The organism is Pseudomonas sp. C7.1, assembly GCF_056312395.1.
This window is the reverse complement of record NZ_JBWDTL010000003.1, coordinates 2,230,738-2,255,332: the sequence shown is the minus strand read 5'-3', so window position 1 is coordinate 2,255,332 and position 24,595 is coordinate 2,230,738. Positions and strand designations below refer to the sequence as shown.

Here is a 24,595-nt window from a genome sequence, read left to right as displayed (position 1 = left end):
ATAACTCGAATCTTGGGGACAAATATGAAATCTGTGCATTCGCAGAAAGGAATGTCGATTCTTAGTTGGTTGATGGTGCTGGCTATTATTGCCTTTTTGGCCAGTGCGGCATTCAAGGTGTTGCCACATTACTTCGACTATATGTCGTTGGAAAAAATGATTACGTCGGTTGAAACCGACAAAGCTGGCGACGTTCGTAGCATTAGCGACTTCTATAGCCATATCAGCAAGGGGATGCAGGTCAACAGCATCCGCGATCTGGATATGCAGGAGGCGATTAAAATCAAAATCGAAAACAACGAATTCCGCGTGCACATGAAGTACGAGAAGCGCGAGCCGTTGATCGAGAACATCGATCTGGTCGTGCGTTTCGATAAAGAATTCCGCGTGCGTATGCCGTGAGTGCGTCGTTAGCCCGTCTCGAGCGGCAGCTCGGTTATACCTTCAAGGACCAGGAGCTGATGATCCTGGCCCTGACCCACCGCAGTTTCGCCGGGCGCAACAATGAGCGCCTGGAATTTCTCGGTGACGCCATCCTCAACTTTGTCGCTGGCGAAGCGCTGTTTCAGCGCTTTCCCTTGGCTCGCGAAGGGCAATTGTCGCGTCTACGTGCGCGCCTGGTTAAAGGCGAGACCTTGGCCATTCTGGCCCGTGGTTTTGATCTGGGTGAGTACCTGCGCTTGGGTTCCGGCGAGCTGAAAAGTGGTGGCTTTCGCCGCGAGTCGATTCTGGCTGACGCACTGGAAGCGCTGATCGGCGCCATCTACCTGGACACCGGGATGGACGCGGCGCGCGAGCGGGTGCTGGCCTGGCTGACCACCGAGCTGGACAGCCTGACCCTGGTTGACACCAACAAGGACCCGAAAACCCGCCTGCAGGAGTTTCTGCAGTCGCGCGGCTGTGAGCTGCCTCGTTATGAGGTGGCGGATATCCAGGGCGAGCCGCACTGCCGGACATTCGTGGTCGAATGTCAGATTACCTTACTGAACGATAAAACCCTGGGGCAGGGTGCCAGCCGGCGCATCGCCGAGCAGGTTGCGGCGGCTGCCGCGCTGATCGCCCTGGGTGTGGAGAATGGCAATGACTGATGCACCTGTTACACGCTGTGGCTATGTCGCCATCGTCGGCCGGCCCAACGTGGGCAAGTCGACGCTGCTTAACCACATCCTCGGCCAGAAGCTGGCGATCACCTCACGCAAGCCGCAGACCACGCGGCACAACATGCTGGGGATCAAGACCGAGGGCGAGGTGCAGGCGATCTATGTCGACACCCCCGGCCTGCACAAGAACAACGAGAAAGCGCTTAACCGTTATATGAACAAGAACGCCTCGTCGGCGCTGAAGGATGTCGACGTGGTGATTTTTGTGGTTGATCGCACCCGTTGGACCGATGAAGACCAGATGGTGTTGGAGCGTATTCAGTACGTCGAAGGCCCGGTGATTCTGGCGATCAACAAGACCGATCGCATCGAAGACAAAGCCGAGCTGATGCCGCACCTGGAGTGGCTGGCCACCCAGTTACCGAAGGCCGAGATCGTGCCGGTGTCGGCCCAGCATGGGCATAACCTCGACACCCTGGAAAAGCTGGTGGGCGAGCATTTGCCGGAAGGCGTGCACTTTTTCCCGGAAGACCAGGTTACCGACCGCTCCAGCCGCTTCTTCGCCGCCGAACTGGTGCGCGAGAAAATCATGCGCCAGCTGGGTGCCGAGCTGCCGTATCAGATCACTGTGGAAATCGAGGAATTCAAGCGCGACGGGCGCATCCTGCATATCCACGCGCTGATTCTGGTCGAGCGTGACGGCCAGAAGAAAATCATCATTGGCGACAAGGGTGAGCGCATCAAACGCATCGGCCAGGAAGCGCGCAAGGATATGGAGGTGATGTTCGACTCCAAAATCATGCTCAACCTCTGGGTTAAGGTCAAAAGTGGCTGGTCGGACGACGAGCGCGCGCTGCGCTCCCTGGGTTACGACAACATCTGAGTCGCCGCGGGCGCGCCCCTGCGCCCGCTTGCCTGAGTAAGCCCCATGCTTGCCCCTAGCCAGCCCGCCTTTGTCTTGCACAGCCGTGCCTACCGCGAAAGCAGCGCGCTGGTGGACTTTCTCACCCCACAAGGTCGCCTTCGCGCGGTGTTGCGCGGTGCGCGGGGCAAGGCTGGCAGCCTGGCCAGGCCTTTTATCCCGCTGGAAGCCGAATTTCGCGGACGTGGTGAGCTGAAGAATGTCGGCCGCCTCGACCCTGCAGGTATCCCCAATCTGCTGGTGGGCGAAGCGCTGTTTAGCGGCCTGTATCTCAACGAACTGTTGATTCGCCTGCTACCCGCCGATGACCCGCACCCCGCCGTTTTCGAGCACTACGCCCTAACTGTGCTGGCTTTGGCCCAGGGTCGCGCTCTGGAGCCCTTGCTGCGTTCTTTTGAATGGCGTTTGCTGGATGAGCTGGGCTATGGTTTCGCCCTGGATCTGGACAGCGAAGGTCAACCCGTATCCCCGGCTGGTCTGTATCGACTGCAGACCGAAACCGGGCTAGTGCCGGTTGGGCAACTGCAGCCCGGCGTTTTTCAGGGAGCCGAGCTGCTCGCCATGGCCGAAGCTGATTGGGCAGCACCCGGTGCTCTGGCCGCCGCCAAGCGCCTAATGCGTCAGGCTCTAGCCCCCCATTTAGGCGGTCGACCGCTGGTCAGCCGTGAACTGTTTATGACGCTCAAGGAGCCAAGCCGTGACTGATGCCAATCGTATTCTGCTGGGTGTGAACATCGACCATGTCGCCACTTTGCGCCAGGCCCGTGGCACTCGTTACCCGGACCCGGTTAAGGCCGCGCTGGATGCTGAAGAAGCCGGTGCCGACGGCATTACCGTGCACCTACGTGAAGACCGCCGGCATATCCAGGAGCGCGATGTGCGTTTGCTCAAGGAGGTCATGCAAACGCGGATGAACTTCGAGATGGGCGTCACCGAGGAGATGCTCGCCTTCGCCGAAAGCATCCGTCCCGAACACGTCTGCCTGGTGCCGGAAACCCGTCAGGAGCTGACCACTGAAGGCGGTCTGGATGTCGCCGGGCAGGAAGCGCGGATTCGCGCGGCGGTGGAGCGCCTGAGCAAGATCGGCTGCGAGGTGTCGCTGTTTATCGACCCAGACGAACAGCAGATCGCCGCCTCCAAGCGCGTCGGCGCGCCGGCCATCGAACTGCATACCGGCCGTTATGCCGATGCGCATACGCCTGAGGAAGCGGCGCGCGAACTGGCGCGGATTCGCGACGGCGTGGCCTGCGGCTTGGCCCATGGTTTGATCGTCAATGCCGGCCACGGCCTGCATTACCACAACGTCGAGCCGGTGGCGGCGATTGCAGGGATCAATGAGCTGAATATCGGTCACGCCCTGGTGGCGCATGCGCTGTTTGTTGGCTTTAAGCAGGCAGTGGCAGAAATGAAAGCGCTGATCGTTGCGGCGGCCAATCGCGGTTAAAACGTAGGATGGGTTAGCCGCGCAGCGGCGTAACCCATCGATCCGGTGATGGGTATCGCTGCGCTCAACCCATCCTACGTCCTGCTACGTTAGGGTTTGCGTGCAATCAATACGGCGCGGCAAGGCGCCGGCAGGCCTTCCACGGTGCGGCTATGGTCGGCGGGGTCGAGGAACTCCGGCAGTGACTGGAAGCGCATCCACTCGGTCGAGCGCTGTTCGTCCACGCTAGTGGTACTGACATCCACGCAGCGCACATCGACAAAGCCGGCCCGGCGAAGCCACAGCTCCAAAGCCGGTACCGAGGGCAGGAACCAGACGTTGCGCATTTGCGCGTAGCGGTCTTCGGGCACCAGCATCTGCTGGGCATCGCCCTCTACCACCAGGGTTTCCAGTACCAGCTCGCCGTTCTTAACCATGCAATCCTTGAGATCGATCAGGTGATCGATGGGCGAGCGGCGGTGGTAGAGCACGCCCATGGAAAATACCGTATCGAAGCCTTGCAGCTTGCCGGGTAGTTCTTCGAAGGCCAGCGGCAGGTGCCAGGCGGGCAGGTCGGGCAGGTAGTTTTTCATCGCCAGGAACTGGCAGAGGAACAGCCAGTTGGGGTCGATGCCCACCACGCTGTCCGCGCCGGCACCGAGCATGCGCCACATGTAGTAGCCGTTGCCGCAGCCCACATCCAGCACGCGCTTGCCTTTGAGATCGAGGTAGGGCGCGACTCGTTGCCACTTCCAGTCCGAACGCCATTCGGTGTCGACATGCACGTCGAATAAGTGGAATGGACCTTTGCGCCAGGGAATCAGGCCCTGCAGAGCGCTTTTCAGCGCGGCGCGGGTCGGCTCGTCGCAGGGGCCGTTAAAGCTGAAGTTATGCAGCAGTTCCAGTTGTTCGACGTTCAGCTCTGGCAGCGTTTGCACCGCGCCATACCAGCGCGGCAGGTCGCCGTGGCCGATGGCCAGTTTGGCGTCGATCTGCCCAGGCAGGTCGGCTGACCAGTCTTGTAGTGGGGTGCCGGCAAGCGCGGCTTGTAGGGCGTCGAGGTTGAGGCGGTTGATCATGGCAGGGCAATCAAGGAGGCGAAGTTAAGGCACTGGAACCACGGCACCACTTGGCGGAAACCAGCGGCCAGTAGGCGTTCGCGGTGCTGTTCCAGGCTGTCGGGCAGCATGACCTTTTCGATGGCGCTGCGTTTCTGCGCTATTTCCAGCTCGCTGTAGCCGTTGGCGCGTTTAAAGGCGATATGCAGCTCGCCCAGCAAAGCGTGCTGCTCGGCGTCTTCGAATTGCAGTTTTTCCGAGAGAATCAACGCACCGCCGGGCAGCAAGGCCTGGCGAATCCGCGTGAGTAATGCGAGGCGTTGTTCAGGTTGGATAAATTGCAGGGTAAAGTTCAACGCCACCAGCGAGGTTGGCTGAAAGTCGAGGTTGAGAATGTCGGCCTCGATCACCTCAACCGGCAGCAATTCCTGAAACATCGAATCCTGCGCATGCAAGTATTCGCGGCAGCGTTCGACCATGGCGCTGGAGTTGTCCACGGCGATCACTCGGCAATCCTCAATCTGCACATGCCGGCGCAGCGCCTGGGTCACTGCGCCCAGGGAGCTGCCCAGGTCATACAGCACGCTGTGCGGCTGGGCAAACTGGCCGGCGAGTACGCCGATATTCTCGACAATGGTCGGGTAGCCCGGCACCGAGCGCTTGATCATATCGGGGAAGACCCGCACCACGTCCTCGTTGAACACGAAGTCCGGCACTTGGGCCAGGGGTTGGGCGAAAAGACGGTCGGGCTGTTTGCTCACGATGGCTACGCACTGGTCAATAAAGCCGGGCATTTTAGCCAAGTGCGCGGTATAGCCAAACCTTGATTACCGCTATTGGTCGCAAATCTGCATGGGCGATGGCTCAGCGGGGGTGTTTAAAGGCCGAGGCGGCGATGGCGAACATCGTCCCGCCCGTGGCCAGGGCTAGCGAGCCTTAAGCGTGCAGTTAAAGCGCTGAGCAGGCACCACGCCGACTTCCCAAGGGCGTTCATAGGTCAGGGCCAATTGGCCTTCGCCTGCCTGGGCGACCTCAAAGCGCCAGGTGGAAACTCCGGCGCTGCCGACCAGGCCGGCGTCTTCCGGGTTGCTGTAGACCTCGGGGCCGAGGCTTTTCAGTACCTGCGGTGCGGAGTCGCGCAGCAACCAGCGGAAACCGGTGGTGGGGTTGCTCGGCAGGCGCAGGATAAATTGCTGACCAACGTGCAGCGACAGCGGGCATTTGCTCTGCTGGTTCTGCTCCAGGGTGACGCTGCTGGGCTTTTGCGCGCAGGCGGCGAGCAGTGCAAGGCTGAGTATCACTGGCAGGCGAAGGGCAAGCATGGTGAGCTCCTGACGAATATCGAGGCTGCCAGCATAGCCGTTAGGATTGCTGTGCGGGAGCCCGCCGAGCCTGTATGACGCAGGAGCTAAGCTGGCAACCCCCAGCACACAACGTAAAACCACGGCCTCAAGCGTTGTTGATCCCTGGGCGTCTGACGTTCGCCCTGTCTGTTGACGTTATAAGTGAGGCTGGCAGTTTGCGAGCGAGCACCGCCCATTTGTCGTGCGGGGTGCAGTTTTACCGGGCAACGGGTTAAAGTTGCACCTCTGTTTTCCAGGGTTGCACTTTTCATGTTCAACGCGCGTTTAATGCGTCTTGATGACCAGGCCCACGAGCACACCCATGACCATCATCAATTGGTGTTGTCGCTGGCCGGGCGCGCCGAATTTGAAGTGAATGGTCGGGGTGGCGAGGTGTGTCGCATGCGCGCCTGTCTGGTGCCGGGGGATGCCGGTCACCAGTTCGCTGGCATGGGCGATAACCGCATGCTGATCATCGACCTGGATGAGCAGGGCACCTCCAGCGAAGACCTGCAACTGTTGACGCGCCTGTTTGAAACCCCGCGTTACCCGCAACTGGATGCCGACTTTCAGAACCTGCTGAGCTATGCCGGCGCCGAGCTGGAGCGCTATGGCACCGATCCGCTGCTGCCCCGCGCGCTGGGCGGCGTACTGCTGCGCGCCTTGCACCTGCGCCTGTTTGGTGAGCCCCATACGCGGCCTGTAGGTGCGCTGAATCTGGAAAGAATCGACAGCTACATCGTCGAGCACCTGGCGCGACGTATCAGTGTGGCCGAGTTGGCGCAGGTGGCCTGCTTGAGCCCCAGTCATTTCCATGCGCAGTTCAAGGACAGTGTCGGCCTGACGCCGCACCAATACTTGCTGAAAACCCGCCTGGACCGTGCGGTGCGGCTGTTGCGCGAGAGCGGCCTGCCGCTGATTCGCATCGCGGAAGAGTGTGGCTTCTCCAGCCAGAGCGCGCTGACCACCGCCATGCGCCGCTACCTGGGCCTGACGCCGAAACGCCTGCGTAGCGCCGAGTAAACGCACGCTTACCGCCTTGGCTGGCGGTGCTTAGCAGGCGAGGGTTGCCGATCAAACGTGAACTTCTTCACGCTGGCGACTAAGCTGTGGCGCACAGAGATATTTACTGTGTCTGGGCCGGATGCTGTCCAGAGTCAAGTGTGCCCCTAAAGTACGAGTCGTCTTGATGAGCAAACACCTGCACCCATTGTTCGCGTTTTCGCTGCTCGGCATATTGCTGCTCAGTACGCGGTTACACGCCACCAACTTGCAAGCCGAGGTGGTGGATAGTCAGGGGCAACCCTTGGCCAATGCCGTACTCAGTTTGCGTAGCGCGGTTGCACCAGCAGTTGCGCCTGCTGCTGCGGTGATGGATCAAATCGCGCAGCAGTTCGCGCCAAATGTGCTGGCCGTGCGCAGCGGCACTTCGGTGTCGTTCCCTAACAGCGACAACATTCGCCATCACGTCTATTCGTTCTCCCTGGCCAAGCGCTTTGAGTTGCGCCTGTACCAGGGCACGCCGAGCGAGCCGGTGATTTTCGACACGCCCGGTGTGGTGGTGCTTGGCTGCAATATCCATGACTGGATGGTGGGTTATGTGTATGTCACCGACGACCCCTGGTTTGCCGTCAGCGATGCGCAGGGCAAGCTCAACCTGGAGCAGCTGCCAGCCGGCACCTATACGGCCAGCCTGTGGCACCCGCACGCGCCGGAGATGTTGCCGCAGGCTGCGGGTCAGGTGCAGCTGACCGATGCGGGCAACCAGCAGCGCTTTACCCTGACCCTGCAAGCCCCCGTCAGCCAGGCAGCGCCGAGTGCGCCGGCCAGCGCCTTTGGGGATGCGTTCAAGAAGGCTCGCGATGCTGCGCAATAGTTTTCAGGCACGGATTGCCGGCGTGCTGGTACTGCTGCTGTTGGTGGTGATCGGCGCACTCTATGCGGCGGTACAAACCGCCACCAATGCCGCCGTACGCAGCCAGGCCCGTGAGCAGCTTGATGTAGGCAGCTTGGTGTTTCAGCAGCTGCTCGAGGTGCGCGGCCGCCAGTTGCACGATGCGGTGCAGGTGCTGGCTGCCGATTTTGGCTTTAAAGATGCTGTGGCCAGTGGCGACAGCGAGACCATTCGCTCGGCGCTGGCCAATCATGGCGCGCGGATCAACGCCAGCGCGGTGATGATGCTGGGCTTGGATGGCAATCTGGAAGTCAGCAGTGATCGGCAGATCAGCGGTGAGACAGCCCAGCGCTTGAGTGCTCAGGTGATGCAGCGTCAGCGCGAAGGCGTGCATATTTTTCTGATGCCGATTGCCGACAAAATCTACCTGCTGGTGCAGGCCACGGTCACTGCGCCTTTGCCGATTGCCCGGGTGATGATGGGGTTTCAGGTCGATGATGTGTTTGCCGCCGAGTTGCGCGAGTTAACCCATCTGGACCTGACCCTGCGAGCGACCCAGAACGGTGTGGCCGATATCTGGATCAGCACCCTGCAGCCCGCGCAACGTGAGCAGCTGCAAAGCAGCATGGCCGAATTGGGCAATGATGCGATAAGCCTGATCGGTGACGAGTCCTACCTTAATCAGACCCTGGTGCTGGCCAGTGGTGACGGCTTTGAAGTGCACGCGCTGCTGCACAAGTCCCTGAGTCAGGCTCAGCAGGCGTTTGCCCCGCTTGATCAGGATATTCTGCTGATTGCTTTGGTGGCGCTGGCCGCCTCCCTGGTTGGCGCCTTGTTGCTGGCGCGCTCGGTGTCGCAGCCCGTGCAGCAACTGGCGGCCGTCGCTGAGCGGGTGCGCCAGGGCGATTACCAGGCCAGCTTGTACCTACAGCGCGGCGATGAGCTGGGGCGTTTGGCCACCGCCTTCAAGGCCATGCAGCAAGGCATTGCCGAGCGTGAGCGGCAGCTGGCGCACAACGCGCTGCATGATGCGCTGACCGGCCTGCCCAACCGCACTTTGGTGCTGGAACGCCTGGGCAGTGCGATCACCGCTGGGCGGCCGACGGCATTGCTTTACCTGGGTGTGGCGAATTTTCGTGCGGTCAATGAAAGCCTCGGCGCGGAGGGCGGTGATTTGGTGCTGCAGCAGCTGAGCCGGCGCCTGCAGGCGCTTCTGCGCCCTGGCGATAGCGTCGCGCGGATGATCGGTGATGAGTTTCTCCTGCTGCTGGAAAACGCCGACAGTGACAGCGCCGTGGGCGTCGCCGACAAGGTGCAGCAGTTGCTGCTCAAGCCGCTGCGCGTCGCCACCCATGAGTTCGTCCTGGATTGCCGTATCGGCATTGCCAGCTATCCGGTGGACGGTAACGCTCCTGAAGAGCTGCTACGGCGGGCGGGCATCGCCATGCAGGATGCCGCTGGCATGGCCAGCCACCTGCAGGTCTACCAGCGTGGCCGTGATGATGCCCAGCAGCGACAGATCCGCCTGATTCGTGATCTACGCCATGCGCCAAGCAAGGCCGAGCTGCTGTTGCACTATCAGCCGAAGCTAGACATTGCCGCCGGCCAGGTGCGGCAGGCCGAAGCCTTGCTGCGTTGGCAGCATCCGGAACTGGGCATGGTCTCGCCGGGAGAGTTTATTCCGCTGGCCGAGCGCACTGGCAGCATCCAGCTGCTGACCGCCTGGGTGATCGAGGAAGTCCTGCGCCAATTACGTGAGTGGGCCGAGCGTGGCCTGCGTGTGCAGGTGTCGTTGAATATCTCCACCGAAGACCTGATCGACCCGCAGTTGCCGGCACGGGTCAGCGCGCTGTTGACCGAGTACCAGGTGCCGGCCGAGCAGCTGATCTTCGAGATCACCGAAAGCGGGGTGATGCTTAATCCCGAGCTCGCTTTGCAGGTGCTGCATGGTCTGCGTGCATGCGGCATCAGCCTGTCGGTGGATGACTTTGGCACCGGTTACTCGTCGCTGACGCAGCTCAAGCGCATGCCGGTGCAGGAATTGAAGATCGACCAGTCGTTTATCCGCGACCTGGACGATGCCAGCGAGGATTCGGTGATCGTGCGTTCGACCATCGAAATGAGCCACAGTCTGGGCCTCAAAGTGGTGGCCGAGGGCGTCGAATTCGAGCGCAGCCTGCAGCTGCTTGGGCGCTGGCAGTGCGATACCGCCCAAGGCTACCTGATCAGCCGGCCATTGGCGGCGCAAGCCTTTGAAACCTGGATGGCGCAATACATCCACGCCTCCGCGACCCTGGTGCATTGACCATGACTCAACTGCAATGCTGCATTGCCCTGATGCTCGGCCTGCTGGCCAATCTGGCTTGGGCCGATGGCCGCTTGCTGGCCACCGGTGGCGCCAGCAGCATTGAAGGCGCAGCCGGTGGCGGGATTACGCCCTGGGCGGTGCTTTCCGGCTATGGCGAGCGCGGCGAGTGGGGCGCGGACGTATTCGCCACACGGGTGGAAACCGGCGATTACCGCCTGGATGTGGCCGGTATTGGCGTCGCGTTCGATAACCGTATCGAACTGTCCTACGCCCGCCAGCGTTTTGATCTGGGCACCCTGGCGCGCAACCTCAGCCTGCCGGAAAGCAGTCTTAGTCAGGATATTTTTGGCCTTAAACTGCGCCTGTTTGGCGACCTGGTTTACGACCAACTGCCGCAGGTGTCGCTGGGCATTCAGCACAAACGGCAAAAGGATTTTCTGATTCCCAGTCTGGTGGGCGCCCAGCGCAGTGAAGACACCGAAGGCTATATAACCGCCAGCCGACTGATACTCGGCGGCGCCTTTGGCTACAACCTGCTGCTTAACGGCGGTGTTCGTTATAGCCGGGCCAACGAGCTGGGTTTGCTGGGTTTTGGTGGCGAGCGACGTGATCGTCATTCCGTGCTCAAGGAAGGCTCCGTGGCCGTGCTGTTCAACCCGCGCTGGGCGCTGGGCGTGGAGTACCGAGAGAAGCCGGACAATTTAAGCTTTGCCGGCGAAAGCGATTGGGCCGACCTGTTTCTCGGTTATTTCCCCAACAAGAACCTGGCCGTGGTGCTCGCCTATGCGCGTTTGGGGGAAATCGCCACGCTGGATAATCAGGACGGCGTTTATCTGTCTGTCCAGGGGAGTTTTTAAGCATGCGCAGTCTGCTATTGGTCGCTGCGCTCACCCTGACGGCCTGCGCCCAGCAGCCGGCCAAGGACGACAGCCTGTACCGTGACCTGGGCGAGCAGGTCGGGATTACCCGCATCATCGAAGGCATGCTGCTGAATATTGCCGCCGATCCACGCATCGTCCGCCACTTCGAGAATGTCGACATCGTGCGCTTGCGCGACAAGCTGGTGGAGCAGGTCTGCGTTGAAGCCGGCGGCCCCTGCACCTACACCGGCGACAGCATGGAAGAAAGCCACAAGGGCCAGCATCTCACCCCCAGCGACTTCAACGCCCTGGTGGAAAACCTGCAGGATGCAATGAGCGCCCAGGGCGTGCCCATGCCTGCACAAAACCGCCTGCTGGCGCGGCTGGCAGCGATGCGTGCGCAGGTGATTGATCGCTAACGTAAGGTCTGCGCGATTGCCAGAATATCGGCGCGGTGGCTGATCACCAGGCTGAGTTCGCCGTTCTCGCCGATAAAGTCCAGGGGTGGCATCAGTTTCTGGTAGGCGGCCAGTTCCTGCAGTGGCGGCAGTTCGGCGTCTGGGGTGCGCTCCTTGATGGCGTGGTAGAGCGCCAGGTTGACCAAGTCGAGCAATTGCAGGCTATGCCCGGGGCTGCGCTGCCAGTTGCCGGTGTCGCGGATGATCTCGATATATTCGTTATGCACCGACCATTTCTTCAGCACGATGACGCCGAGTGATTTGCTGTATTCGCGGCACAGCTTGGAATACAGCTCGCTGGAGGGCGTGACGCTTTCATTTCTGAACGCCGAAAGCACGGCGAGTGTCCCCACTTCGCTGAGCAGGCTGGCCAGCAGGGCATGCTCAGCCGTGCCATGGCCCAGCAGGCGGGCGAGCATGGCGCTGGTGCTTGCCTTGATCACCAGACGCTCCCAGGCATCGACAAACAGTCGCTTATGCCCTGGGCTGTGCAGGGTGAACAGGCTTTTAATGCTGTGCACCATGGTGATTCGATCAACTTCCGTCATGCCGAGCAGGCTGATTACTTCGCGCAGGGTCTTGGGCGCCAGGCTGTGGCGATACAGTGCGCTGCACGCATGTTTCATCAGCATGGCGCTGAGGGCCGGGTCGCGGCTGATCAGGCGCACCAGGGCATTTAGCGAAATATTCGGATTACCCAGGGCGCGGCGAATATCCAGGGTAATGGTCGGCAGGCTGGGCAATTGTTCTTCGCCTTGCATCAACTGCGAGACGACGCGCCGGTAGATTGAGTAATCGGATGCTTCGCTCTGCAACGCACACCTCCAACCATATGGGTGCAGTCTAGATGGCCGTTGCCCGCTCGCTATATGCAGCGATGGATGGCTGTGATTGGTGTGGTCTGTGGTCTTGTGCTTTAAACGGCTGTTTGCAGGAAGTTCCGCGCCTGGAGTTTTTTGCAAAAACTCCAGAGCTTTTTGTAAGAAGCGGTCATGCCTCTGCCACTAAATTCCGTGCTCGATTCACCCAGTGCGCAGTTTTTGGCCAGGTTGCCTTGGTCGTAACCGCACGTTTGCGCGAGCGCTATTGCCAAACAGCCGTCGTATGAATGAATACTTTCATGTGTCGGCTAAGCTCTATTGCATGTTCCGCCACCGGCACGCGTGCGTTTGGCTGGTGGTTTCAAAGCAGTGGCTGCATACCGTGGCCGCTTAAAATCAGAATCACGGTCCGAGCCGTGCCAATACGAGAACAACAAGATGAACGAGCAGAACGTTTTTGTTGTAGGGGTGACCTTCGTGGTCTACCTGATACTGATGCTGTGGTTGGGCCTGGTAGCCTATAAGCGCACCAGCAATCTGTCCGACTACATCCTGGGTGGCCGCTCCATCGGCCCGACCACCGCTGCTTTGTCGGCGGGTGCTTCCGATATGAGCGGTTGGCTGCTGCTGGGTCTGCCGGGCTACGCCTTGGTTGCCGGTTTTGAAGCCACCTGGATCGCCGTCGGCCTGCTGGCCGGCACCTGGTTGAACTGGCTGTTCGTTGCCCAGCGCCTGCGTATTTACTCGCACACGGCAAATGACTCGGTGACCATGCCGTCGTATTTCGAAAACCGCTTCAACGACAAATCCCGCGCTCTGCGGGTGGTCTCGGCGTTGATCATTCTGACCTTCTTCCTGTTCTACACCAGCTCCGGCCTGGTGGCGTCCGGCAAGCTGTTCGAAACCGTGTTCGGCCTGAACTACACGGTCGCCGTGGTGATAGGTACCTTGGCGGTGGTTTCCTACACCCTGTTCGGTGGCTTCCTGGCGGTGGCCTGGACTGACGTGGTGCAAGGTTTGTTGATGGCTGCAGCGCTGGTGTTAGTGCCGGTATTCGCGCTTAACGCCGTGGGCGGCGTGGATGCCGCATATATGGCCATTCAAGCGAAGAACCCGGAACTGCTGACCTTCTTTAATGATGCCAAAGGCCAGCCACTGGGTATCATCGCGATTCTTTCGCTGCTCGGCTGGGGGCTTGGTTATTTCGGCCAGCCGCATATTCTGGCGCGCTTCAAGGCCATCGCTGATGACAAGGACATGCCGACTGCCCGTCGCATCGCCGTCAGCTGGACTGCTCTGACCCTGGTTGCCGCACTGGCCATCGGCTGGGTTGCCGTAGGTTACCTGGACACCGAGCTGGCTGACGCCGAAACCGTATTTATGGTGCTGGTCAACAGCCTGTTCCACCCCGTAGTGGCCGGTATTCTGATGGCTGCGGTACTGGCAGCCATCATGTCGACTGCCGACTCGCAACTGCTGGTCAGCTCGTCGGCCCTGGCTGAAGATTTCTACAAAGCCATCCTCAAGAAAGATGCCGGCGACGCCGAGTTGGTCTGGATCGGTCGTGGCGCGGTGGTGCTGATCGCCGTTATCGCCCTGGTGCTGGCATTGAACCCGGATAACACCGTGCTGGGCCTGGTGTCCTACGCCTGGGCTGGTTTCGGCGCCGCCTTCGGCCCGGCCATCCTGTTGTCGCTGTACTGGAAGCGCATGAACCGTAACGGCGCCCTGGCCGGCATCATCCTGGGTGGCGTAACCGTGGTGATCTGGAAACAACTGGCCGATCTGGGTGGTGTGTTCGGTCTGTACGAAATTATTCCCGGCTTTATCCTGGCGACCATTGCCATCATCGTCGTCAGCCTGCTGACCGAGGAGCCGGAGGCCGAACTGCAAGCGCAGTTCGACGAGGTGAAGCGCAAGCTGGCCTGATGGAAGTATCCGCACCTGCAGTTGATCGTCTGCAGGTGTGGCAACCGAGTCAGGATTTTATGCTGATGCTCGACTCGGCCCCCACGACGATCCGATAGTGCTTCGCCGGCCCACACCTTTGGTGTTGGGCCGGCTTTTTTATGGTTCACCGTCCATGGCCGGCCACCCTTCGGGCTGTCGCTACGCTTTCGATTGGCCACTGGTTTGGCTAAGGTGGCGGGGTTTGCCCTAATCGAGTTGTCCGTACAGGTTCTGCATGACTCAATCACCGAAAAATCCGCTGCATGGCATCACCCTCGAAGCCATACTCAATAGCCTGGTCGAGCGCTTCGGCTGGGATGGCCTGGCTGAGCGGATTGATATCCGCTGTTTCAAGAGCGACCCCAGTATCAAATCCAGCTTGACCTTCCTGCGCAAGACGCCCTGGGCGCGGGAGAAGGTCGAAGCCCTGTATATCCGCTCACAAGCGCGTAAATAGCCGCTGAAAGCAGGTTCGGTAATCTGGCACTCTTGTTGCAACACCTCAGCAAACGCCGCGAAGCGTCAAAAAATGGCCGGGAGCCATTAAATTAACGCGGCCAGTGGAGGTAGTGATGAGCCAGGGTGTTGAATTCAATCGTTTGATGCTGGAGATGCGTTCCATGCAGGCCGACGCCATGGCGCGTCAGAAGCCTGTCACCAGCACGCCTGAACCCGGTGCGCCGAGCTTCTCCGAGATGCTCGGGCAGGCGGTGAGCAAGGTCAGCGAAACCCAGCAGGCCTCCAGCAAGCTGGCAACCGCCTTTGAAATGGGCACCAGTGGCGTGGATTTGACGGATGTGATGATCGCATCGCAGAAAGCCAGCGTCTCCTTTCAAGCCATGACCCAGGTACGCAATAAACTGGTCCAGGCTTATCAAGACATTATGCAGATGCCGGTTTAAGGGTAGGGCTGAATCATGGCTGAAGCCGTTGCTGCAAACGTACCTGCCACCACCGGTGGGGGTGAGCCGAAAAAACCACTGTTCGGTTTGACCTTTCTGGAAAACCTTGCCGATATGTCGATGCTGCGCCAGATCGGCCTACTGGTCGGTCTGGCTGCCAGCGTGGCCATCGGCTTTGCTGTGGTGCTGTGGTCGCAGCAGCCGGATTATCAGCCGCTGTATGGCAGCCTTGATGGCATGGACGCGTCTCAGGTGATGGAGACGCTGTCCGCCGCCGACATCAAATACACCGTGGAACCCAATTCCGGCGCGCTGCTGGTCAAGTCCGATGACCTGGCCCGCGCCCGTATGCGCCTGGCGGCTGCTGGTGTAGCGCCGAAGGACAATAGCGTTGGCTTTGAAATTCTCGACCAGGAGCAAGGCCTGGGCACTAGCCAGTTTATGGAAGCCACGCGCTACCGCCGTGGCCTGGAAGGCGAGTTGGCCCGCACCGTTTCCAGCCTGAACAACGTCAAGGCGGCTCGCGTCCACCTGGCGATCCCCAAGAGTTCGGTGTTTGTGCGTGATGAGCGCAAGCCCAGCGCCTCGGTGCTGGTCGAACTATATTCCGGGCGCGGTCTGGAGCCCAGCCAGGTGATGGCCATTGTCAATCTGGTCGCCAGCAGCGTGCCAGAAATGGACAAGGCCCAGGTCACTGTGGTCGACCAGAAGGGTAATCTGCTCTCGGATATTCAGGAAATGTCTGAGCTAACCATGGCCGGTAAACAGTTCGATTACAGCCGCCGGATGGAAAGCCTGTTTACCCAGCGCGTGCACAATATCCTGCAACCGGTGCTCGGTTCGGGCCGCTACAAGGCCGAAGTGTCGGCGGATGTGGACTTCAGTGCGGTGGAATCCACCTCGGAAATGTTCAACCCTGACCAACCGGCGCTGCGCAGCGAACAACAGGTTAGCGAACAACGCACCAGTAGCCTGCCGCCGCAGGGCGTGCCGGGTGCTCTGGCCAATCAGCCGCCCGGTGCTGCTGCAGCCCCTGAACAAGCTGGAGGCGCAGCTGCTGTGCCGGGGCCAATCGCCGCAGGGCAGCCGCTGCTGGATGCCAATGGTGCGCAGATTATCGACCCGGCTACCGGCCTGGCCATGCTTGCGCCGTATCCGGCGGACAAACGCGAACAGTCCACCCGCAACTTTGAACTGGATCGTTCGATCAGCTACACCAAACAGCAGCAGGGCCGTCTGCGCCGGTTGTCGGTGGCAGTGGTGGTGGATGATCAGGTCAAGATCGATGCGGCCAGCGGCGAAACCACTCGGGTGCCGTGGAGCAGTGATGACCTGGCGCGCTTTACCCGCCTGGTGCAGGACTCGGTGGGCTTCGACGCCACTCGGGGTGACAGCGTCAGCGTGATCAATACGCCGTTCTCCGCTGTGTTGGGCGAAGATATTGTGGCGCTGCCTTGGTATCAGAGTGAGTTGTTCCTGCTTGCTATGGGGGGGCTCAAGCAACTGATGCCGGCGTTGTTGATCTTTATATTGGTCTGGTTTGTATTGCGCCCGGTTATGAAGAACATCACCGGTGGTGGCGGAGGCCAGGGTGATGGTCGTGATGGCGATGTTGAGCTGGGTGAAATGGGCGCGTTGGGTGGCGATCTGGCCGAGGATCGAGTAAGCCTGGGTGGCCCGCAAAGCATCCTCCTGCCGAGCCCAAGTGAGGGGTATGATGCACAATTGAACGCCATCAAGAGCCTGGTTGCTGAAGACCCAGGCCGCGTAGCCCAGGTTGTAAAAGAGTGGATTAACGCCGATGAGTGACAATCGAACTGCCACTAAATTGAACAAAGTCGACAAGGCCGCGATTCTGCTGCTTTCACTCGGCGAAACCGACGCGGCTCAGGTACTGCGCCACCTTGGGCCGAAGGAAGTGCAGCGGGTCGGCGTAGCCATGGCCGGCATGCGCAATATCCAGCGCGAGCAGGTTGAGCAGGTGATGGGTGAATTCGTCGACATCGTCGGCGATCAGACCAGCCTGGGCGTCGGTGCCGACGGCTATATCCGTAAAATGCTCACCCAGGCGCTGGGTGAAGACAAAGCCGGCAACCTGATTGACCGCATCCTCCTTGGTGGTAGCACCAGCGGTCTGGACAGCCTGAAATGGATGGAGCCGCGCGCAGTCGCCGATGTAATCCGCTACGAGCACCCGCAGATTCAGGCGATTGTGGTGGCCTATCTTGATCCCGATCAAGCTGGTGAGGTGCTGGGCCACTTCGACCACAAAGTGCGCCTGGATATCGTTTTGCGCGTGTCGTCGTTGAACACCGTGCAACCGGCGGCGCTGAAAGAACTCAACCTGATTCTTGAGAAACAGTTCTCCGGCAGCTCCAACACCACCCGCGCCGCGCTCGGCGGGGTCAAGCGCGCCGCCGACATCATGAACTTCCTCGACAGTTCAGTCGAAGGCCAACTGATGGACTCGATCCGCGAGGTCGACGAAGACCTGTCCAGCCAGATCGAGGATCTGATGTTCGTCTTCGACAACCTTGCCGATGTCGACGACCGTGGCATCCAGGCGCTGCTGCGCGAGGTGTCTTCGGACGTGCTGGTGCTGGCGCTCAAGGGCGCCGACGAGGCAATCAAGGAAAAAGTCTTCAAAAACATGTCCAAGCGGGCCGCCGAGCTGCTGCGCGACGATCTGGAAGCCAAGGGTCCGGTGCGTGTCAGCGATGTGGAAACCGCGCAGAAGGAAATTCTCACCATCGCCCGGCGTATGGCCGAGGCCGGGGAAATTGTCCTGGGCGGTAAAGGCGGCGAGGAAATGGTTTAACCCATGGCCGGTAATGGTTTGACGCATGGCCAGTAAAGAGCCGCACAGCGAGCTGATTCGCGCCAAAGACCTCAAGGGCGTTGATGTGTGGGCGTTACCCAGCTTCGATCCGGAGGTGGAGGCGCCTGAGCCTGGCGAAGAAGATCAGGCGTCCGAACCGCCTGTTGATGCAAACGAACAGGCGCCGGCCGAAAGCGAAGAGGTGGCCCTGGAAGACGTCAAACCCTTGACGTTGGATGAGTTGGAGGCAATCCGCCAGGACGCCTACAACGAAGGTTTTACCACCGGCGAGAAGGACGGCTTCCATGCCGGCCAGCTGAAAGCCAAGCAGGAAGCCGATATGGCCTTGGCCGCTAAAATGGCCGGGTTGGAGCAGTTGATGACTCAGCTGTTTGAGCCGATTGCCGAGCAGGACCAGCAGCTTGAAGAGGCCATGGTCAGCCTGCTCGGGCAGATAGTGCGCCAGGTGATTCAGCGCGAGCTGGTTAGCGACTCCAGCCAGATACGTCAGGTGCTTAGCGAGGCACTCAAGCTGCTGCCGATGGGCACCGGCAACATCCGCATTCACCTCAACCCGCAAGATTTCGAGATGATCAAAGCCCTGCGCGAACGTCACGAAGAGAGTTGGCGAATCCTTGAAGACGCTTCCCTGCTGCCCGGTGGTTGCCGGGTGGAAAGTGAGCTCAGCCGTATCGATGCCACCGTGGAAACCCGCCTGGATCAGGCGATCAAGCAGCTATTCGAGCAACAGCGCGAACAGGCGGCGCACCCGCTGGAGGCTGACTTGCATACCGACTTGGATGCCCCGCCCGTGGACGCTCCTCAGATGGATGCCCCTCAGATGGAAGCGCCCAAGATGGATGAGCAGGCGAGCCCGGATGCGCCTTGATCGGGTGAGTTTTGCCAAGCGCCTGGCCGGCTACAGCGAGGCTGTGGCGCTGCCGACTCAGCCGCTGGTCGAAGGCCGCTTGTTGCGTATGGTCGGCCTTACCCTGGAGGCCGAAGGCCTGCGCGCCGCCCTGGGTAGCCGCTGCCTGGTGATCAACGATGACAGCTATCACCCGGTGCAGGTCGAGGCCGAAGTGATGGGGTTTTCCAATGGCAAGATCTTCCTGATGCCGGTCGGCAGCCTGGCCGGTATCGCCCCCGGCGCTCGCGTGGTACCACTGCCGGACACCGGACGTTTGCCCATGGGTATGTCGATGCTCGGTCGGGTGCTCGACGGCACCGGCCGCGCCCTTGATGGCAAAGGCGGCATGAAGGCCGAAGACTGGGTGCCGATGGACGGCCCGGCGATCAACCCGCTCAACCGCCACCCGATCAGCGAACCGCTGGATGTCGGCATCCGCTCGATCAACGGCCTGCTGACGGTGGGGCGTGGTCAGCGCCTTGGCTTGTTTGCCGGTACGGGTGTGGGTAAGTCGGTGTTGCTCGGCATGATGACGCGCTTTACCGAGGCCGACATTATCGTGGTCGGGCTGATCGGTGAGCGGGGCCGTGAAGTTAAAGAATTTATCGATGAGATCCTCGGGCACGAGGGTCTCAAACGTTCGGTGGTGGTGGCCTCGCCGGCTGATGATGCGCCGCTGATGCGTCTGCGCGCGGCGATGTATTGCACGCGAATTGCCGAGTACTTCCGCGATAAAGGTAAGAACGTGCTGCTGCTGATGGATTCGCTAACCCGTTTCGCCCAAGCCCAGCGCGAGATCGCCCTGGCGATTGGCGAGCCGCCGGCGACCAAGGGTTATCCGCCGTCGGTGTTTGCCCGCCTGCCCAAGCTGGTGGAGCGCGCCGGTAATGCGGAGAAGGGCGGTGGTTCGATTACCGCGTTCTACACCGTGCTCAGTGAAGGTGACGACCAGCAGGATCCAATTGCCGACGCCGCCCGTGGTGTGCTCGATGGCCATATCGTGCTGTCGCGTCGTTTGACCGAGGAGGGGCATTACCCAGCCATCGATATCGAAGCCTCGATCAGTCGGGTAATGCCGCAGGTGGTCAGCGCCGAGCACCTGCGCCTGTCACAACGCTTCAAGCAACTGTGGTCGCGTTATCAGCAGAGTCGCGACCTGATCAGCGTCGGTGCCTATGTGCCCGGTGGCGATGCTGACACCGACCTGGCCATCGCCCGCCAGCCGGCCATGGTCAAGTACCTGCGGCAGAACCTGCAGGACAACGAAAGCCTGGAAAGCAGCAGCGCGCAGTTGGCGGCGACCTTCAACCCCGCTGCAACGGGCGCGTAAGCCATGGCGCAAAGCCGCGCCGCGCGGCTGGCCCCAGTGGTCGATATGGCCGAGCGTGCCGAGCGTGAAGCGGCCCTGCAGCTGGGCCACTGCCAGGGGTTGTTGCGTCAGGCCGAAGTGCAGCTGGGGGATCTGGAACGTTACCGTGGGGATTATCAGCAGCAGTGGATCAGCGAAGGCCAGCGCGGCGTCTCCGGGCAGTGGCTGATGAACTATCAGCGCTTTCTCACCCAACTGGAAACCGCCATCGGCCAGCAGCGCAACAGCGTTGATTGGCACCGCGCGAATATGGACAAGGTGCGCGAGGTCTGGCAGCAACGCTACGCGCGCCTTGAGGGGCTGCGCAAACTGGTTAAGCGCTATCAGGATGAAGCACGCCTGGCCGAAGATAAGCGCGAGCAGAAACTGCTTGATGAACTCGCGCAGCGCATAACCGCCCGTGATTCGCACTTTTAAGCGCGAATTGCCGTTTACTTGAAACCGAAGACGACACATCAACACAACCTAAAGAGTTGCTGCATGGGCATTGCGATGCTACATCTTGATCATGCATAACCTGCGTCTGGCCCACCTGAGCGTGCGGCCTGGTCTTTTCGTTGATAGGAGTAATTCATGGCTATCACCTCGCTGCCCTCATCCGATGGGCAAGAGCTGACCATTCTGATTCAGGGACGCTTCGATTTCGGTGCGCATCTGGAGTTTCGCAATGCCTACGAGCGCGTCAATAGCACCCCACAGCGCTATGTCGTAGACCTCAAAGACACCACCTACCTGGACAGCTCGGCGCTCGGCATGCTGCTGCTGCTGCGTGATCACGCTGGTGGCGACAGTGCACAAATCCAGCTGCTTAACTGCAACCCGGATGTACGCAAGATTCTGGCTATCTCGAATTTCGAGCAGCTGTTCAAAATCGCCTGACTGAGGCGCGTGCCATGCCAGAGCGTCTGTCCATTCTGATCGCCGAGGACAACGCGGCTGATCGCATGCTGCTGTCGACTATTGTCAGTCGTCAGGGGCACCGCGTACTGACCGCCAGCAATGGTCTGGAGGCGGTGGCCCTGTTTGAGCAGGAGCGTCCTCAGCTGGTGCTGATGGACGCCTTGATGCCGGTCATGGATGGCTTCGAGGCCGCTCGGCGGATCAAACAGGTGGCCGGTGAAGAGCTGGTGCCAATCATCTTTCTTACCTCACTGACCGAAGGCGAAGCCCTGGTGCGCTGCCTTGAAGCCGGCGGTGACGATTTTCTCGCCAAGCCTTATAACCGAGTCATTCTTGAAGCCAAGATCAACGCCATGGACCGCCTGCGGCGCCTGCAGGACACCGTGCTGCAGCAACGTGATCTGATTGCCATACACAACGAACACCTGCTCACCGAGCAGCGCGTGGCCAAGGCGGTGTTCGACAAGGTGACTCATTCTGGCTGTCTGGACGCGCCCAATATCCGTTACCTGCAGTCGCCCTATGCGGTGTTTAACGGCGATCTGCTGTTGGCTGCGTTCAAACCGTCCGGCGGCATGCATGTACTTTTGGGGGACTTCACCGGTCACGGCTTGCCTGCGGCGATAGGTGCGATGCCGCTGGCTGAGGTGTTCTATGGCATGACGGCCAAGGGCTATTCCCTTGCCGAAGTGCTGCGCGAGATCAACGCCAAGCTCAAACGCATCCTCCCTGTCGGGGTGTTTTGCTGCGCTACCGTGCTGAATATCAGCTTCCAGCGCCAGGTGGTCGAGGTATGGAGCGGCGGTCTGCCGGATGGCTATCTGCTGCGCGGCAGCGGCGAGCGTTTGTCGCTGGTGTCGCGGCATTTGCCCTTGGGCGTGCTGGAGCCGATTGCCTTCAACGACAAGTACGAGGTTTATCCACTGGCGCTTGGTGATCGGGTTTTCCTGCTTTCCGATGGCGTGCTGGAGGCTTGTAACAAGCAGGGCGAGTTGTTCGGCGAGGGGCGCTTGCTTGAGGTGTTCGCGGCTAATCGCCAGCCTACGGCGCTGTTTGCTGAAATCCAGCAGGCCTTGGTGCATTTCAGTGGCGAGCAGCAGGATGACGTCAGCCTGCTTGAGGTCAGCCTGGTCGATGACGCCGAGCTGAACCGGCCGCAGCTGGCTTTTGCCGACAATGGCCAGAGCCATTCACTGGACTGGTCGGCCAGCTTCGAGTTTCGCGGAGAAACCCTGCGCCATTTCAATCCGTTGCCGTTCCTCTTGCAGTTGCTGCTGGAGGTGCAGGGCCTGCGGCCCCAAGGTGGGGCCTTGTTCAGTGTGCTCGCCGAGTTGTATTCAAATGCCTTGGAACACGGTGTGCTGGGCTTGGACTCGGCGCTCAAGGCGAATGCCGAGGGGTTTGCCGAGTACTACCGTCAGCGCAGCGTGCGCCTGGCCGTGCTGACCGATGGTTTCGTACGCTTTCATCTGCAATTACTGCCTGAGGGGGCGGGCGGTCGCTTGATCGTCAGGGTCGAAGACAGCGGCTCGGGCTTCAATGCGCAGCAATTGCCAGTCGAACCCCGCGATGCCTATAGTTTGAGCGGTCGCGGGCTAGCACTGGTCAGGCAGTTGAGTGAGCGCTGCAGTTGGGGCGACGGCGAACCGGGGGTGCGCGTAGAGTTTTCCTGGTTGCCTGGGGCATAATCCGAGGCAATACGCCAGGGGAGCGAGCCGTTGTCCGATATTCACCTTGATAGCGCAGTGCTGGTGGCCTTGCAGGACGTCATGGAAGATGAATACCCGGTGCTGCTGGACACCTTCCTGATTGACTCCGAAGAGCGCCTGTTGGTGCTGCGTCAGGCTGAGCAAGCAGCCGATGCGCAGAGCCTGCGATTGGCGGCGCACAGCTTTAAAGGCAGCTGCAGCAATATGGGTGCATTGATGCTGGCTGGGCTGTGCAAACAGCTAGAGGAGGCCGGGCGGCGCGAGCAGCTGGAACAGGCCCCTGAGCTGGTCGAGCAGATCGAGCGTGAGTTTGCCATAGTGCGCATCTTGCTTAAGTCCGAGCGTCAGCGTTATCGGCACTAGTCTTGCTTTTTCTGCCCCTGTATAGCTGCATTTCCCCCCGCTAAACCTGCCTGCCAACAAGTTGGCCCGCGCCTTGCAAAACTCTTCGCACAACCAACCCCGAACGGAGAGTATCCATGTCCGTTGCCCCCGATCTGCTGCTCAAGTCGGCACCTGAAGTAAAGCCCCGGGCTGCTGCATCAAAACCGCCGGAAAAACCCGCGCAGCCTAATAGAAATGAGGCTTCCAGCTTCTCTCAGGTGTATGCGAAGGAGCGTCAGGCCAAGGCGGCAGAACGCAGTGATGCGCCTGATAAGCCTGCGCGTGAGAGCAAGGTTGATAAAGATGAGCCAGAAGATGCTCAGGCGCAGGCTGCCGCTGGACAGGCCGAAGTTGCCGATAGCGGCAAGCCTTTGCCGACTGACCCGGCAAGCGAGGGTGCGGTGCTCGATCCGCTGCTGTTGCTTGGGATAACTGGCGAGTTGCCGGCGGCGGAGGATGAGGCGTTGGCGCTCGACACCGAGCCTGCGCCACTGCTGGTGACCAGCGGCAACCTGGCCAGCTCAGGGCCGGCAAGCATGACCGAGGCCAGCTTCGATGCTGAGCTGGATGTGCTCAACCAACTGCCGGCAGTGCGCATGGCATTGGAAATGGGTGCGAAGGAAAAAGCGCTGGCCGAACAGGCCGCAGCACCCTTGGCTCAGGCCAGTCTGGCGACGCAGAGTGCAAGTCAGAGCCTGTTGGCCAGCCAGGTAATGCAGGATGAAGTGCCGGTGGAAGGCGATGCCCTAGAGCTACCGGAATTACAGCTCGAAGCCCTCACCGGCAAAAGCCTTGAAGCGCTGAAGGAAGGTACGGCGAATAGCACGCCGGAGAATTTTGTCAGCAAGCTTAATGCACTGACTCAGGCGATAACTCAGCAAGCCACCCAGGCGCGCGCGCCACTGCTGGCAGGCCCGCCGGTGCCTATGCAGCAGGGCGGCTGGAGCGAAGCGGTGGTGGATCGGGTGATGGTGATGTCTAGCCAGAACCTCAAGTCCGCCGAGATTCAGCTTGATCCTGCCGAGTTGGGCCGTTTGGAGGTGCGCATCAGTGTCAACCAGGAGCAGAGCCAGGTCACCTTCGCCAGCCCGCATGCCGGGGTGCGTGAGGCGCTGGATGCGCAGATGCACCGCCTGCGTGAGCTGTTTGCCCAGCAGGGCATGAACCAGCTGGATGTGAACGTCTCCGACCAGTCGCTCAGTCGCGGTTGGCAAGGGCAGGAGGGCAATGGCGGTAAAGGTCGCGGTGGCTCCTCCAACGAGTTGCTCGGCGCAGATGAGGAGCTGCATTCAAGCACTGTCGAATCGGCCCGTGCGACGTCTGTAAGTGCCCGTGGCTTGGTTGATTACTACGCATAGCGTGCTTGCTGCTGTAGTTGCTTGCCCCACTGATCTAAACTGCATTTCGCCCGGCTCCCATGTGTGGGAGTCGGGCGATTTTGTTTGGGGCGTGCGTTTACCTGATGC

26 protein-coding genes are annotated in these 24,595 nt (G+C 60.5%); 22 read left to right on the top strand and 4 right to left on the bottom strand.

Annotation, left to right across the window (positions count from 1 at the left end):
• Positions 1-24: 24 nt before the first annotated feature.
• Genes AC0T4W_RS14035 through pdxJ form a run of 5 tightly spaced genes read left to right on the top strand, consistent with a single transcriptional unit; the run spans position 25 to position 3,466 of the window.
• On the top strand, positions 25-402 hold the full coding sequence (locus tag AC0T4W_RS14035) for a DUF4845 domain-containing protein (protein WP_476319843.1): 378 nt from the start codon (positions 25-27) through the stop codon (positions 400-402).
• Entirely contained in the window at positions 399-1,088 is a 690-nt protein-coding gene (gene rnc / locus AC0T4W_RS14030) for a ribonuclease III (protein ID WP_476319840.1), read from the top strand. The genes AC0T4W_RS14035 and rnc overlap by 4 nt, the downstream gene beginning before the upstream one ends.
• On the top strand, positions 1,081-1,983 hold the full coding sequence (era, locus tag AC0T4W_RS14025; RefSeq protein ID WP_476319838.1) for a GTPase Era: 903 nt from the start codon (positions 1,081-1,083) through the stop codon (positions 1,981-1,983). Before rnc ends, era begins: the two co-directional genes overlap by 8 nt.
• A 45-nt stretch (positions 1,984-2,028) precedes the next feature.
• Positions 2,029-2,727, top strand: a complete 699-nt coding sequence (gene recO, locus AC0T4W_RS14020) for a DNA repair protein RecO (RefSeq protein WP_476319836.1) — start codon at positions 2,029-2,031, stop codon at positions 2,725-2,727.
• Positions 2,720-3,466 (top strand): pyridoxine 5'-phosphate synthase, encoded by a 747-nt coding sequence (pdxJ, locus tag AC0T4W_RS14015; protein WP_476319834.1) that lies wholly within the window; start codon positions 2,720-2,722, stop codon positions 3,464-3,466. The genes recO and pdxJ overlap by 8 nt, the downstream gene beginning before the upstream one ends.
• A gap of 89 nt (positions 3,467-3,555) precedes the next feature.
• Here pdxJ and cmoB read toward each other — a convergent pair whose 3' ends face one another.
• The 3 genes from cmoB to AC0T4W_RS14000 all read right to left on the bottom strand — a co-directional run bounded on the left by cmoB (position 3,556) and on the right by AC0T4W_RS14000 (position 5,825).
• A complete protein-coding gene (gene cmoB / locus AC0T4W_RS14010) occupies positions 3,556-4,524 on the bottom strand; it encodes a tRNA 5-methoxyuridine(34)/uridine 5-oxyacetic acid(34) synthase CmoB (RefSeq protein WP_476319832.1) in 969 nt (322 codons plus the stop codon).
• Positions 4,521-5,297: a carboxy-S-adenosyl-L-methionine synthase CmoA gene (cmoA, locus tag AC0T4W_RS14005; protein WP_476319830.1), complete on the bottom strand. Its 777-nt coding sequence runs from the start codon at positions 5,295-5,297 to the stop codon at positions 4,521-4,523. The genes cmoB and cmoA overlap by 4 nt, the downstream gene beginning before the upstream one ends.
• A 132-nt stretch (positions 5,298-5,429) precedes the next feature.
• Positions 5,430-5,825, bottom strand: coding sequence for a protease inhibitor I42 family protein (locus tag AC0T4W_RS14000; RefSeq protein ID WP_476319828.1), 396 nt, complete (start codon positions 5,823-5,825; stop codon positions 5,430-5,432).
• A gap of 291 nt (positions 5,826-6,116) precedes the next feature.
• Between AC0T4W_RS14000 and AC0T4W_RS13995 the strand changes: the two genes are divergently transcribed.
• From AC0T4W_RS13995 to AC0T4W_RS13975, 5 genes are all read left to right on the top strand, one after another.
• Positions 6,117-6,869, top strand: coding sequence for a helix-turn-helix domain-containing protein (locus AC0T4W_RS13995; protein WP_476319826.1), 753 nt, complete (start codon positions 6,117-6,119; stop codon positions 6,867-6,869).
• A 166-nt stretch (positions 6,870-7,035) separates the two neighbouring features.
• Positions 7,036-7,722 (top strand): methylamine utilization protein, encoded by a 687-nt coding sequence (locus tag AC0T4W_RS13990; protein ID WP_476319824.1) that lies wholly within the window; start codon positions 7,036-7,038, stop codon positions 7,720-7,722.
• Complete coding sequence (locus AC0T4W_RS13985; RefSeq protein ID WP_476319822.1) at positions 7,709-10,045, top strand: putative bifunctional diguanylate cyclase/phosphodiesterase; 2,337 nt, start codon at positions 7,709-7,711, stop codon at positions 10,043-10,045. Before AC0T4W_RS13990 ends, AC0T4W_RS13985 begins: the two co-directional genes overlap by 14 nt.
• A 2-nt stretch (positions 10,046-10,047) precedes the next feature.
• The gene (locus AC0T4W_RS13980) at positions 10,048-10,905 is read left to right on the top strand and encodes a DUF3034 family protein (protein ID WP_476319820.1); all 858 of its coding nucleotides are present in this window, start codon (positions 10,048-10,050) and stop codon (positions 10,903-10,905) included.
• A gap of 2 nt (positions 10,906-10,907) precedes the next feature.
• Complete coding sequence (locus tag AC0T4W_RS13975) at positions 10,908-11,327, top strand: group I truncated hemoglobin (RefSeq protein WP_476319817.1); 420 nt, start codon at positions 10,908-10,910, stop codon at positions 11,325-11,327.
• Here AC0T4W_RS13975 and AC0T4W_RS13970 read toward each other — a convergent pair.
• Positions 11,324-12,181: an HDOD domain-containing protein gene (locus AC0T4W_RS13970; protein ID WP_476319814.1), complete on the bottom strand. Its 858-nt coding sequence runs from the start codon at positions 12,179-12,181 to the stop codon at positions 11,324-11,326. The two genes, AC0T4W_RS13975 and AC0T4W_RS13970, sit on opposite strands and share 4 nt — an antisense overlap.
• 444 nt (positions 12,182-12,625) lie before the next feature.
• Here AC0T4W_RS13970 and putP point away from each other — a divergent pair, with 444 nt between their 5' ends.
• The 12 genes from putP to AC0T4W_RS13910 all read left to right on the top strand — a co-directional run bounded on the left by putP (position 12,626) and on the right by AC0T4W_RS13910 (position 24,487).
• Positions 12,626-14,116 (top strand): sodium/proline symporter PutP, encoded by a 1,491-nt coding sequence (putP, locus tag AC0T4W_RS13965; protein WP_476319811.1) that lies wholly within the window; start codon positions 12,626-12,628, stop codon positions 14,114-14,116.
• A gap of 256 nt (positions 14,117-14,372) precedes the next feature.
• A complete protein-coding gene (locus AC0T4W_RS13960) occupies positions 14,373-14,594 on the top strand; it encodes a VF530 family protein (protein ID WP_476319809.1) in 222 nt (73 codons plus the stop codon).
• Between the two features lie 115 nt (positions 14,595-14,709).
• Positions 14,710-15,039, top strand: a complete 330-nt coding sequence (gene fliE / locus AC0T4W_RS13955) for a flagellar hook-basal body complex protein FliE (protein ID WP_476319806.1) — start codon at positions 14,710-14,712, stop codon at positions 15,037-15,039.
• Between the two features lie 15 nt (positions 15,040-15,054).
• Positions 15,055-16,848, top strand: coding sequence for a flagellar basal-body MS-ring/collar protein FliF (fliF, locus tag AC0T4W_RS13950; protein ID WP_476319804.1), 1,794 nt, complete (start codon positions 15,055-15,057; stop codon positions 16,846-16,848).
• A complete protein-coding gene (gene fliG / locus AC0T4W_RS13945) occupies positions 16,841-17,857 on the top strand; it encodes a flagellar motor switch protein FliG (RefSeq protein WP_476319802.1) in 1,017 nt (338 codons plus the stop codon). The genes fliF and fliG overlap by 8 nt, the downstream gene beginning before the upstream one ends.
• 25 nt (positions 17,858-17,882) lie before the next feature.
• Complete coding sequence (fliH, locus tag AC0T4W_RS13940) at positions 17,883-18,746, top strand: flagellar assembly protein FliH (RefSeq protein WP_476319800.1); 864 nt, start codon at positions 17,883-17,885, stop codon at positions 18,744-18,746.
• On the top strand, positions 18,736-20,097 hold the full coding sequence (gene fliI / locus AC0T4W_RS13935) for a flagellar protein export ATPase FliI (protein WP_476319798.1): 1,362 nt from the start codon (positions 18,736-18,738) through the stop codon (positions 20,095-20,097). Before fliH ends, fliI begins: the two co-directional genes overlap by 11 nt.
• A 3-nt stretch (positions 20,098-20,100) precedes the next feature.
• Positions 20,101-20,553: a flagellar export protein FliJ gene (fliJ, locus tag AC0T4W_RS13930; RefSeq protein ID WP_476319796.1), complete on the top strand. Its 453-nt coding sequence runs from the start codon at positions 20,101-20,103 to the stop codon at positions 20,551-20,553.
• Positions 20,554-20,709: 156 nt separating this feature from the next.
• Positions 20,710-21,015, top strand: coding sequence for an STAS domain-containing protein (locus tag AC0T4W_RS13925; protein WP_476319794.1), 306 nt, complete (start codon positions 20,710-20,712; stop codon positions 21,013-21,015).
• A 14-nt stretch (positions 21,016-21,029) separates the two neighbouring features.
• A complete protein-coding gene (locus AC0T4W_RS13920; RefSeq protein WP_476319791.1) occupies positions 21,030-22,724 on the top strand; it encodes an ATP-binding SpoIIE family protein phosphatase in 1,695 nt (564 codons plus the stop codon).
• Positions 22,725-22,754: 30 nt separating this feature from the next.
• Complete coding sequence (locus AC0T4W_RS13915) at positions 22,755-23,108, top strand: Hpt domain-containing protein (RefSeq protein WP_476319789.1); 354 nt, start codon at positions 22,755-22,757, stop codon at positions 23,106-23,108.
• A gap of 116 nt (positions 23,109-23,224) precedes the next feature.
• Positions 23,225-24,487, top strand: coding sequence for a flagellar hook-length control protein FliK (locus AC0T4W_RS13910; RefSeq protein ID WP_476319787.1), 1,263 nt, complete (start codon positions 23,225-23,227; stop codon positions 24,485-24,487).
• The last annotated feature ends 108 nt before the right edge of the window (positions 24,488-24,595 follow it).